Origin of the sequence: Lysinibacillus sp. FSL K6-0075 (assembly GCF_038592945.1) — a bacterium.
In the GTDB taxonomy this organism is placed as follows: domain Bacteria; phylum Bacillota; class Bacilli; order Bacillales_A; family Planococcaceae; genus Lysinibacillus; species Lysinibacillus fusiformis_F.
Genome location: NZ_CP151947.1, coordinates 976,154 through 988,460, shown reverse-complemented (window position 1 = coordinate 988,460; position 12,307 = coordinate 976,154). Strand labels below are relative to the sequence as shown.

Annotated in this window: 11 protein-coding genes; 1 reads left to right on the top strand and 10 read right to left on the bottom strand. The window is 37.8% G+C overall.

Annotated elements, in window-relative coordinates:
* Positions 1 to 7 precede the first annotated feature (7 nt).
* The 7 genes from MHB65_RS04575 to cyoE form a co-directional block, all read right to left on the bottom strand.
* On the bottom strand, positions 8 to 469 hold the full coding sequence (locus MHB65_RS04575) for a DUF420 domain-containing protein (RefSeq protein ID WP_205441758.1): 462 nt from the start codon (positions 467 to 469) through the stop codon (positions 8 to 10).
* A gap of 40 nt (positions 470 to 509) precedes the next feature.
* Positions 510 to 1,433, bottom strand: coding sequence for a cytochrome c oxidase assembly factor CtaG (gene ctaG / locus MHB65_RS04570; protein WP_205441756.1), 924 nt, complete (start codon positions 1,431 to 1,433; stop codon positions 510 to 512).
* Between the two features lie 180 nt (positions 1,434 to 1,613).
* Positions 1,614 to 1,958, bottom strand: coding sequence for a cytochrome C oxidase subunit IV family protein (locus MHB65_RS04565; RefSeq protein WP_205441754.1), 345 nt, complete (start codon positions 1,956 to 1,958; stop codon positions 1,614 to 1,616).
* The gene (locus MHB65_RS04560; protein WP_004224788.1) at positions 1,958 to 2,584 is read right to left on the bottom strand and encodes a cytochrome c oxidase subunit 3; all 627 of its coding nucleotides are present in this window, start codon (positions 2,582 to 2,584) and stop codon (positions 1,958 to 1,960) included. Before MHB65_RS04560 ends, MHB65_RS04565 begins: the two co-directional genes overlap by 1 nt.
* A complete protein-coding gene (gene ctaD / locus MHB65_RS04555) occupies positions 2,584 to 4,467 on the bottom strand; it encodes a cytochrome c oxidase subunit I (protein ID WP_205441752.1) in 1,884 nt (627 codons plus the stop codon). Before ctaD ends, MHB65_RS04560 begins: the two co-directional genes overlap by 1 nt.
* A 40-nt stretch (positions 4,468 to 4,507) precedes the next feature.
* The gene (gene coxB, locus MHB65_RS04550) at positions 4,508 to 5,596 is read right to left on the bottom strand and encodes a cytochrome c oxidase subunit II (RefSeq protein ID WP_131521646.1); all 1,089 of its coding nucleotides are present in this window, start codon (positions 5,594 to 5,596) and stop codon (positions 4,508 to 4,510) included.
* 99 nt (positions 5,597 to 5,695) lie between these two features.
* Complete coding sequence (gene cyoE / locus MHB65_RS04545) at positions 5,696 to 6,613, bottom strand: heme o synthase (RefSeq protein WP_205441750.1); 918 nt, start codon at positions 6,611 to 6,613, stop codon at positions 5,696 to 5,698.
* A 336-nt stretch (positions 6,614 to 6,949) separates the two neighbouring features.
* On the opposite strand from cyoE, the gene MHB65_RS04540 reads away from it, so the two are divergent.
* Positions 6,950 to 7,873, top strand: coding sequence for a heme A synthase (locus MHB65_RS04540; RefSeq protein WP_205441748.1), 924 nt, complete (start codon positions 6,950 to 6,952; stop codon positions 7,871 to 7,873).
* Positions 7,874 to 7,924: 51 nt separating this feature from the next.
* Here the strand turns inward: MHB65_RS04540 and MHB65_RS04535 are convergent, their stop codons facing one another.
* From MHB65_RS04535 to pyc, 3 genes are all read right to left on the bottom strand, one after another.
* A complete protein-coding gene (locus MHB65_RS04535) occupies positions 7,925 to 8,113 on the bottom strand; it encodes a hypothetical protein (RefSeq protein WP_342442630.1) in 189 nt (62 codons plus the stop codon).
* Complete coding sequence (locus MHB65_RS04530) at positions 8,106 to 8,726, bottom strand: TetR/AcrR family transcriptional regulator (RefSeq protein ID WP_342442629.1); 621 nt, start codon at positions 8,724 to 8,726, stop codon at positions 8,106 to 8,108. The genes MHB65_RS04535 and MHB65_RS04530 overlap by 8 nt, the downstream gene beginning before the upstream one ends.
* Positions 8,727 to 8,860: 134 nt before the next feature.
* Entirely contained in the window at positions 8,861 to 12,295 is a 3,435-nt protein-coding gene (gene pyc, locus MHB65_RS04525; protein WP_205441742.1) for a pyruvate carboxylase, read from the bottom strand.
* Between the last annotated feature and the right edge of the window lie 12 nt (positions 12,296 to 12,307).

Sequence of the window (12,307 nt, the reverse complement as noted above, 5' to 3'; positions counted from 1 at the left end):
GATTTTTTTAAAACCCTAAAATGGCTTTAATAACAGATGTTGTTTCACCTGGTTCAAATAAAATATACAATAATAAATAAACGAGTACGCCTGTTATGGCAACGAAGAACCAAATAATACTTGTAATTGGCCCAATTCGTCTGTGTAATTTTAGGTTTGTTTTTAAACCTGAAATAATACTAACGATACCAAACACGGCTCCAGATGTCGCCAAAATAATATGGAAAATCAAGAAGAACGTATAATATGGTTTTAAATCTTCTCCACCGCCAAAAGCCGTATTTCCAATAAAGATGGTACGGGATGCATAGATAATAAAGAAAATAAGTGCCGCAACCCCTGCAGCAAGCATTACTTTCTTATGCCCCTCTACATTTCTTTTTATAATTAAGCCCCATCCTATCGCCACTAGTACAGCACTAATAACGATAAACGATGTACTAATAGTAGGCAAAATTTGCAATTCCATTATCAAAACCCCTTATACAAAGTAAATTTCTATTCTTCAATTAATGTTGCTGTTGACTTTCCCACTTTTTTTGATGGGCAGCTAAAGCATCAGCAGTGATTTTATCTGGATCTTTTTGCTCAGAACGATACCATCTTGTGAAAATTATACCAATTAGTACACCAAAAATAAGTTCTTGTAAGATTTTCATTAACACGCCTCCTAATTGCTGATCTGCAACAGGTTTCATGTCTGTAAATAGCTCTGGTCCAGATAAAGATAGGCCTGACAAAGTAGAGGCTGGTACACAAAGCTCCATTGCCTTTAACCATGCATCACCGTTTGTGTATGTCTCATACATTGCATTTGGGGCAAAGATGATTAATCCACAAGCAGGTGTAATTAAAACGGCATTGGCAATAATATAGGCTAATTTATGCAAAGGCTTCATTTGAGCACTATCTGGCATATTTTGAATTAAAGGCCAGTACATAAACACTGCAGAAAGAAATAATACAAATGTATAGGTACCATGTAATGTTTCATTTAATTTAATGTAATCCAATATGGAAGGTAAATGATAGAAAGAAAATAGACCGATAAATACAAAGACTGCAACGACTGGTAATGTTAACACTTTAAACAATGTTCTAACAACCGGTGCCTCAATAGCCACCTTCCAAACCCACCAAGGGATTCCTTTAATTAAGAAAATAGGTACTAGCAATAACAAAATAGCCATTTGCACCATGTGCATGGTAAACATAATATGAGCCATTAAATCAATAGGAGATCCTTTGATAATATAAATGGTAATCATAGCTAACACAAAATAAATAGCTTCACTTTTTTTCAAAGGTTCACTTACTTTAAAATCTTTACGCCACTTTGTTGTGACTAAAAAATAGATGATTGTTATAAAAACAAGAACCCCTATTAAATATGGGCTCCACAATGCTTGAAAACCAAATATACTAAGTGGCATATAGAACGCACTCCTTTAAACTTCAGTACTCCTATTATAAAACGCTTACAGCTTTACTGCAATGAACGAAAGGTGAACAAATGTTAAGTTTAACATTGTTTGCTTCATTTGATATCTAAATACCTTTAAAACATAAGAAAAGCACGTTCGTACAAAATAACGAACGTGCTTTTTCGGTGATTACCACCAAATGATTGTTAAAAATGCTAAGAAGAATGTAAATGCGATTAAAATTCCCATCCACATGAAGAAACCAATAACGCCACCAAAGTGAGTTTTTTTGTCTTCTAAGTGCATGAAAGAATAAAGTTGAAGTACAACTTGAACGCCAGCCAACAATAATACGAATGGCATAATTAAGTATTTAGAAAAATCAGCTGCAACTACTGCGAATGCGATAAAAGTAAAGAAAATCATAATCGCAAAGTTGATTACTTGTTTACGCATATGAACGGCATTATGATGACGATCATACTCATACTGTGCTTGTGTCTTAGCAACTATAGGTGTATCGTGTGAAGACATTATCCGATCACTCCCATCAAGTAAACTACTGTAAAGATAAATACCCAAACTACGTCAATAAAGTGCCAATATAAAGCAGCTACGAAGAATTTAGGTGCATTGTACAGGTTTAATCCACGTTTAGCATTACGGATCATTAAAGTTCCAATCCATACAAGTCCTAAAGTTACGTGGAAACCGTGTGTACCAACTAAAGAATAGAACGCTGTTGCGAATGCAGATTGGTTAAATGTAAAACCAAGGTGCACATAGTGGTTGAACTCATAGATTTCAAGTGCTAAGAATCCAAGACCTAAAGCTAATGTAATCGCTAACCAAGTTTGCATGCCTTTAAAGTTAAAGTTACGCATATGGTAAATTGCATAAACAGATGTTAGTGATGATGTTAATAATAACATCGTCATAGCAAATGCTAATGGTAATTCAAATAAACCTTGAGTTGTGAACTCCATGCCAGCTGGCCCTTTGTTCTTAAGCGCTAAATAAGTAGCGAATAAACTTGCGAAAAGTACAACTTCACAGGCAAGGAAAATCCAGAAACCAACGACTTTATTTTTACCTTCCATCGTAGCTTGTTCAGGATGATCTGGCCAAGTATGAGGAGTAAATTTAGTATTGAAATCCATTATTTATTTCCTCCTTTGCCGTAAAGATGTTCTTCAATTTCAATAATTTCTTCTTTGTGTAAATGGAAGCCATGATCGTCTTTAACAGAACGAGCAATCATCGCACCAAATGTAATCGCTAAACCAATGATTAATACATAGATTGACCATGGTTTATCTGCATCTGGATTGTAAAGTGCACCGAATGCTGCAATAAACATACCTAATGAAATAACGAATGGAATCGCTGAGTTATTTGGCATATGGATATCACCTAGTGGCTCAGCAAATGTAACTTCTTTATTACCTTCTTGTTTTTCAATCCACCATGGATCTAAACCACGAACAAGTGGTGTTTGACGGAAATTGTAGAATGGAATTGGTTGTGGAATTGACCATTCTAAAGTACGTCCATCACCCCATGGGTCGCGACCTGCTGGTTTGCCCTTAATAGACATTAAGCAGTTGATTACCATTAAGATAACCCCTACACCCATCATTAATGCACCGATTGTAGAGATATAGTTGAATTGATCCCAACCTTGACCATCCATGTAAGTGAATACACGACGTGGCATACCCATCAAACCTAAGAAATGTTGAAGGAAGAATGTTAAATGGAATCCGATAAAGAATACCCAGAAAGTAATCTTACCAAGCGTTTCGTTTAACATACGGTTGAAGAAAATTGGCCAGTAGAAGTGCGCTGAACCAAATAATGCTGTAACGATACCACCAACGATTACGTAGTGGAAGTGAGCAACGATAAAGTAAGAATCATGTAATTGGTAGTCAAGAGGTGCAGATGCTTGCATTACCCCTGTAACACCACCCGCAACGAATGACGGGATGAAACCAAGTGCATAAAGCATTGGTGTCGTAACTTTAATTGATCCGCCCCAAATAGTTAGGATCCAGTTGAATACTTTCATACCTGTTGGAACCGCAATTGCCATTGTTGCAACAGCGAAGATTGCGTTTGCTGTTGGCCCAAGACCAACTGTAAACATATGGTGAGCCCAAACCATGAACCCTAAGAAACCAATTAAAATTGTAGCGAATACCATTGAAGAGTATCCAAATAGACGCTTACGAGAGAACGCTGGAATAATCTCAGAGAATAAACCGAATGCCGGTAATACTAAGATATAAACCTCTGGGTGTCCGAAGATCCAGAATAAGTGCTCCCAAATTACTGTGTTACCACCCATTGTATGGTCAAAGAAGTTACCACCGAACATACGGTCAAATAACATCATTAATAAACCAATTGTTAATGGAGGGAATGCGAATAAAATTAATGCACTTGATACAAGAGCAGTCCAAGTGAATAATGGCATACGCATAAATGTCATACCTGGAGCACGCATTGTAATAATCGTAACGATAAAGTTAAGACCTGAAATTAAAGTACCTGCCCCTGAAATTTGTAAACCAAGAACATAGAAATCAATACCATGTCCTGGAGAGTATAAAGATAATGATGCATAAGAAGTCCAGCCCGCATCAGGAGCGCCACCCATAAAGAATGACAGGTGAAGGAATACTGCACCTAGGAAGAATAACCAGAACCCTAATGAGTTAAGGAACGGGAATGCAACGTCACGCGCACCAATTTGTAATGGTACAAGCATGTTCATAAATGCGAATAATAGTGGCGTAGCAGCTAGGAATAACATTGTTGTTCCGTGCATCGTTAATAATTCATTGAAAAAACCAGCTGATATGAAATCATTATTTGGTTTCATTAATTGAATACGCATTAATAATGCTTCAAAACCAGCGATAGCGAAGAACAATGTACCGGCTAATAAATACATCACTGCTAACTTTTTATGGTCAACAGTAGTGATGTAATCCCAGACAGCTGCTCCAAAGCCCTTTTTCTGTGTGTATGAGCTCACAACTTTTACCTCCCTCAAAATTTGTTACATAGAACGAAAATTATTTTTCTACTGATAAGCCCATGATGTAAGTTGCAAGAGCTTCAATTTCTTCATCAGATAAATCACCGTAGATAGGCGCAGTGCCTTCAGCATTCATCATTAAGTTACCTGGTTTAAATTCCTCAGGGTTTTTAATCCAAGCTTTTAAGCTTTCTTCATTATGCTCTAAGAAACCAGCAACACGGTTACGGTCACCAAACGTAGTTAAGTTTGGACCTGGTGTACCACCTGCTCCAGAACCAGAGATAGCATGACAGCCTAAGCAGCTGTTAGCAAAAGTTGCTTCACCAAGATCAGTTGAAGCTTTGTCAGCTGTTTGTCCTTCTGTCGCTTTCATTGCATCAACCCATGCGTCAAATGCATCTGGGCTTAATGTTTTTACTTTAAAGTCCATTAATGCATGTGAAGGACCACATAATTCAGCACATTTTCCATAAAATACGCCATCTTTAAGATCTTTTGATTCTTTATCGAATACTAAGTAGAATTTGTTTAAGTTTTCTACGTTTGTATCCATTTTACCGCCTACAGCAGGAATCCAGAATGAGTGCTTAACATCGGCAGCTTTTAAATTAAAGTAAACTTTTTCACCTGTTGGTACCACTAGCTCTTGAGCCGTTACGATACCTTGGTTAGGATATTCGAATTCCCACCAGTATAATTTTGCCGTTACATTGATCGTTAGGGCTGTTTTGTTCCCTTCTTCATCTACTTCATCCATTGCAGCTACATCTGCAAATTTATAAGTAGTTGTAACAACTGGTACAGCGATAATTAATAATAAAATAATCGGAATAACTGTCCAAATCACTTCTAAAGTATGACTACCCTCTACTTGCTTAGGGATAACATTTTCACCAACGCGTGAGCGACGGTATTTTAAGAATGCAAGTAAATAAATAACGGATACTATTACTACTACTAGCGTCATAATTACAGTAGTTAACAGTAATAAATTCAATTGTTGTTTACCTACTTCTCCAGATGGTTTTAGTGTAGAAAGATAATCTTCACCACAACCTGAAAGGAAAACCATCATCACTGCTAGAAGTGAAAAAAGACGCCATTTTTTAAGCCCTTTCATCATAGCTTAATTAAACCCCTCTTTCTTTGTTGTATTTTCATGTGTACCTAGGACATCAGTTCTGTCTATATGAATTCTTATAAAAAGAAAGAATCCCTAACTTTAGCTAAACACCGCAAATATTATGATGGATACAAATAGTATGGTCATATGATTCAACGAATAAATAAACATTTTATTTGCCCATTTCATATCATCTTTTGTTGTAAAGCCTTTCAGAGCTAGTATTAACCAACCCAAGTTCAATGCAGTAGCAAGAGTTAAAAAGCCAATTCCAAGCTCTGTTAAAAGGAAAGGTAACGGTAATAATAAAAGAATCCAGAATAACATTGAGTACTTTGTACGTTTAAATCCCTTTATAACAGGTAGCATTGGTATTTTAGCCGCACGATATTCCTCAGTCCGTTTCATAGCAAGCGCATAAAAATGTGGTGGTTGCCATGCAAACATAATAAGGAATAAAGCTAGTGCTCCTGGACCTAACGCAGGCTCAACCGCTGCGAATCCAATAACAGGAGGAATAGCCCCCGAAATACTACCTACAACCGTGTTACTAACATGCTTCCTCTTTGACCACATTGAATACAGAACGACATAAGCAAATATTCCTACTAGTCCCCACATGCCGGCTGCAAACGATGCCGCAAATAACAAAATTTCACCTACAATTAAAAATGAGAGGGCAATGGTCAACACAAAGTTTGGCTTAAATCTGCCTGTCACTGTCGGTCTTGCTTTTGTTCTTTTCATGATAGGATCTATATCCTGATCAATGAAGTTATTCATTGCACCTGAGCCACCAATGATTAATGCCGCACCCAGCATGGTGTAAAATATGACATCAAGCTCTTGCAAGAAATGTCTACCAGTAAACTGAAAAGCCAGCCACATCCCTGTAAACGTTGTGACAAGATTCGAGTTAACGATTCCAATTTTTATTAGTGCTAAGAAATCTTTTACAACAGATGTTGTTTCTGGACCAGTATTTCTAGTAGCCGCCAGTGTACGACCGTTTGACATAATACCTCTCCTTTCATTTTTGTAAGCATATTCCGCTAACAATAACTATAGCGAAATTTGCGATTGATTTCTAGACATTAAGTGAAATTTAGATGAAGTTGTAAAAATTAGTTTTGTCTAGAAATATAATTAAAAACAACATATCTATAGTAAAACATTTTCTAAAATGAATTGTGAAGGTTAAAGCACGAAATTATGAACAATTTGTGAAATGGAATCGACATCTAGTAGTCCCTTCTCTTTACAAGTTGTTTTTTATACGTATTTTCGATATTATCTAGTAGCAGAAACATTACGTTCTTGTAATGTTGATAGATAAAGTAGGTGACTCATTTTATGCAACACAACAGGTATTTGAAGTGGTTTGCTGTTGCCGCTACAGTAGGGATGCTCCTTATATTATTAGGTGGGGCTCTCGTTACAAAAACAGATAGTGGCCTAGGCTGTGGTCGAAACTGGCCTGATTGTAATGGATCTCTTATTCCAAAGGAGATTACACCAGAAGTCCTTATTGAATTCTCACATCGTCTTGTAACTGGAGTCGTATCTATTTCAATTCTTGTGTTAACCATTTGGACATGGCGTAAACTCGGACATATTCGTGAAGTAAAGCTGTTAGGTTTCTTAGCAATGTTTTTCTTAATCGCGCAAGCTCTTATTGGAGCAGCTCAAGTATTATGGGGGCAAGGTGATTTCATCTTAGCACTTCATTTTGGGATATCTCTTATTTCCTTTGCTGCGGTTCTTCTTCTTTCTATGATTGTATTTGAAGTCGATCGGAAATTTGATGCTGATAACGTATTTATTGGTAAAAAGTTACGATGGCATACAATTGCTGTCACAATTTATTCTTATTTAGTCGTTTATACAGGGGCGTTAGTTCGTCATACAGATTCGAGCTTAATTTGCCCTGATTGGCCATTTTGCTATAATGAAACACCTTTCGCACCGCCGAATAACATGTATGAATGGGTGCAAATGGGACATCGATTAGCTGTTCTTATTATTTTCATTTGGATTGCATACATAACTTGGCACGCTGTGAAAGAGTATAAAAACCAACGTGTTATTTACTATGGATGGGTAATTGCCTTTACTATAGTAGTTTTACAAGTGATTGCTGGTATGTTAGTAGTCCTAACTAAACTGAATTTAACGGTCGCTTTACTGCATTCATTATTTATTTCCCTTTTATTCGGTTTATTATGTTACATGATTATGCTAGTTGCTCGAAGTAATTATAATGAAAAAAAGAAATAGCCCATTAAAAAAGATTCGCCACCAATGATGTGTCGAATCTTTTTTCTATGATTATTTTTGTTTCTTCATAGCCTCTGTCCCAATAATTCCTACAATTAAAATAATCATGGATACTAGTGCATAATCTTTAAAAAATGTTGTAAAGGGAATGTCGAAATATCGACAAATTAACGTTACAAGACGGCCCCCTAATAGAATTAAACCAATGACTAACATCCAGTTAAATAGTGCTTTAAGCATTTTTTGGCCCCTCTACTTTCATTGCTGTCCATATAATATTTGTTACTTCGTGACTATACTCCTCTGCTGTAATAGCAAGCGGTCCCCCTATTAGCATGTATTCACCAATAGCTCCTTGAATAACTTTTGCCATTACATTGATAGAGCTGACACTAAATGTCCCCTGTTTTTTACCCTCTTCTAAAATATTACATAATGCAGTCAATAGCGGATCTTCTTCTTCATCTGGCAGTTTATAGTAAGGGATATCTTCTGCCGTCCGAGCATTGAAGACAATTTCTAATAATGCCGCATTTTCCTTCGGGTGTGTCGCTTGATAAGCAATACTTGCCTCTATGAAGTTTGCTAATTGTGTAACAGGATTATTGGCAGTATATGTTTTTGTCAAAATAAAAGTTGTTGATTGATCAATTAGCGCTTGCAGACTTTGATTGATTAAATCTTGTCGATCTACAAAATGATAAGAAATTAATGCTGTGCTAATAGAAGCACGTTTAGCGATTTGTGCTAAACTCGCCTTCACATAACCAATTTCATCAAGGGTCGTTATCGTAGCTTCAATAATTTGCTGCTTTCTTGCTTCCTGAATAAAGGTATTTTTATTACGATCCATAGAACCTCCAATTGATTGATTGAACATTTTTTTGATTAACTAATCAAATTTTATATAATTTATCACTTAAACACAATAAAAAAAGGTTATGTAGATACTAATAAAAGTATCTAATAACCTTTTTTCACGACTATTTATTCAATTTCAATCAGTAAGTCCCCTGTTGAAATCGCATCTCCTGCACTTGCATATACCTCTTTTACAATGCCGTCTTTTGGTGCTTGGACAGTTGTTTCCATTTTCATCGCTTCTGTAATTAATAGGTGATCGCCACGTTTAACTGGACTACCTTTAGAAACAACGACTTTCAACACAGTACCTGGCATTGTAGCACCGATTTGATTTGGATTGCTTGGATCGGCTTTTAATGCTAGATTGCCATCTACCTCAACAGTCATGTCTTGAATCACCAATTCACGCGATTGTCCATTGAGCTCAAAGTACAGGACACGTGTTCCATTGTGTTGCGGTTCCCCGATTGATACGAGTTTAATAATCAATGTTTTCCCTTTTTCGATTTCGACTTCAATAATTTCTCCAAGCTTTAAGCCATATAAGAATGTTGGTGTGTCGAGAACCGAAATATTGCCGAAGGATTCTGCCGTTTTTGCATACTCCTCAAAGACTTTTGGATAGAGAGCATAAGCCAGTACATCCTTTTTCGTTACAGGACGATTTAATTTCGTCTCTAGCACAGCCTCTAATTGATCAAACTGAATAGGCTCTAATAATTCTCCTGGACGAACGCTAATTGCTTCGCGGTCTTTTAGCACTACTTGTTGTAATGCCTCTGGGAACCCGCCATGTGGCTGCCCAAGATAGCCTTGGAAAAATTCAATGACTGAATCTGGGAAGTCAATCGTTTGCCCTCTTGTTAAAACCGTATTTTCGTCTAGATCATTTTGTACCATGAATAAAGCCATATCACCTACCACCTTGGAAGATGGTGTCACTTTGACAATATCACCAAATAGTAGATTTACACGGGAATACATGCGCTTCACTTCTTCCCAACGATCACCAAGTCCTACTGCTTTTGCTTGCTGCTGTAAGTTACTATATTGTCCACCAGGCATCTCATGCACATAAATTTCTGAATGTGGGCTGATCATGCCACTTTCGAAATCTTTATAGTATTTACGAACATCTTCCCAGTAGTACGATAATTTTTCCATAGAATCGATATCCGCACGTACCTCACGTTTACTGCCCTTCATCGCATAGTACAAGGAGTTTGCACTTGGCTGAGATGTTAAGCCCGCCATAGACCCAAGTGCTGTATCGATAATATCTACACCAGCTTCAATGGCTTTGGCATATAAGTAAATTCCATTGCCACTTGTGTCATGCGTATGCAAGTGAATTGGCAGACTTGTCGTCTCTTTTAACTCGGAAATTAAACGATAGGCCGCTTCTGGCTTCAGTAAACCAGCCATATCTTTAATAGCTAGAATATGTGCACCTGCTACCTCTAGCTCCTTCGCCATATCCTTATAATATTGCACAGAATATTTCGCACGACTATCATCCAAAATGTCACCTGTATAACAGATTGCTGCTTCGGCAATTTTTCCTGATTGACGCACCGCATCAATCGCTACTTCCATACCTTTAATCCAGTTTAAGCTATCGAAAATACGGAATACATCAATACCTGATGAAGCTGATTCAGCGATAAATTCACGAATTAGGTTGTCAGGATAGTTTGTATAACCAACAGCATTAGCTCCACGTAGTAACATCTGGAATAACACATTTGGCACTTGTTCACGCAGCTTCGCTAGGCGCTCCCACGGGTCCTCTTTCAGGAAACGATAGGCTACGTCAAATGTTGCCCCGCCCCACATTTCCAGCGAGAATAATTGATGCATCATACGTGCTGTCGCATCGGCAATTTGGTACATATCTTGCGAACGAACACGTGTAGCGAGTAATGATTGATGCGCATCACGGAATGTTGTATCTGTTAGTAGTACATCGTCTTGTGCTAAAATCCACTGCACCAAGCCATCTGCCCCTTGTGTATCTAAAATCTGCTTCGTACCTGCTGGTGGTACAATTAAAGGATCGATTTTAGGTTGGTTCGGCTGCACAAAAATGGGCTTTGACTTCTTTTCTACTCCTGGGAAGCCATTTAATGTCACGTTTCCGATATAGCTTAATAGCTTTGTCCCACGGTCTTGACGAACAGGGAACTCGAAAAGCTCTGGCGTTGTATCAATAAAGCTTGTATCAAAGGCACCTGATATAAATTTCTCATGCGTAACGACATTGTTTAAAAATGGGATATTCGTTTTGACACCACGAATACGGAATTCTTTCAAATTACGATCCATTTTCGCAGCAGCTTCTTTAAAGTTCATGCCCGATGTCGAAATTTTCACTAATAGAGAATCATAATAAGGTGTTACGACAGCACCTTGGAATCCATTCCCGGCATCTAAACGTACTCCAAAACCGCCACTAGAACGGTAAACCATTAATTTTCCTGTATCTGGCATAAAATCATTTGCAGGGTCTTCTGTTGTCACACGAGCCTGAATGGCATAGCCAATCATTGGCATATCTTCTTGCTTTGGCATATGAATTTCTTCACTGTGTAGTCCATAGCCTGCTGCTACCTTAATTTGGGCATGGACGATATCTACACCTGTAATCATTTCTGTAATCGTATGTTCTACTTGAATGCGAGGATTTACCTCGATGAAATAAAAATCGTCTCCTGCGACTAAAAATTCCACTGTCCCTGCATTTATGTACGAGACATTCTTCATTAATTTCACAGCAGCATCACAAATACGATTTCTTAACTCCTCCGAAATCGAATGAGATGGCGCAATTTCTACCACTTTTTGGTGACGACGCTGGATCGAGCAATCACGCTCATATAAATGCACAATATTGCCGTGTTGATCACCAATAATCTGTACTTCAATATGTTTTGGTTTTATGATGGCCTTCTCTACATACACTTCATCAGAACCAAAAGCAGCCTTTGCTTCTGATTTTGCTCTTTCATAAGAAGAAGCAAGATCCTCTGGCGTATGGACAAGACGCATCCCACGACCACCACCGCCAAGTGCCGCCTTAATCATAACTGGATAGCCATAATTGCTAGCAAACGTCTCTACCTCTGCTAGATTGGCTACAGGGCCGTCTGTACCTGGTATAACAGGAATCTCAGCCGCAATGGCTTGTGAACGTGCTTTGACTTTATCTCCAAACATATCTAAATGCTGAGAAGTTGGCCCGATAAAGACAATGCCCTCTTCCTCACAGCGACGTGCAAATTCCACGTTTTCAGATAAAAAACCATACCCTGGATGAATCGCATCAACATCTGCATCTTTTGCGATGGCAATAATACCTTCAATATCTAAATAAGCATCAATTGGTTTCTTGCCCGCTCCCACTAAATAAGCTTCATCTGCTTTAAAGCGATGAAAAGCACCACTATCCTCTCTTGAATAGATGGCAACAGTTTGGATATTCAGCTCCGTACAAGCACGGAAAATACGAATTGCAATTTCTCCTCGATTGGCTACGAGAATTTTGTTGATTGATTCCATAGGTATCCCCCT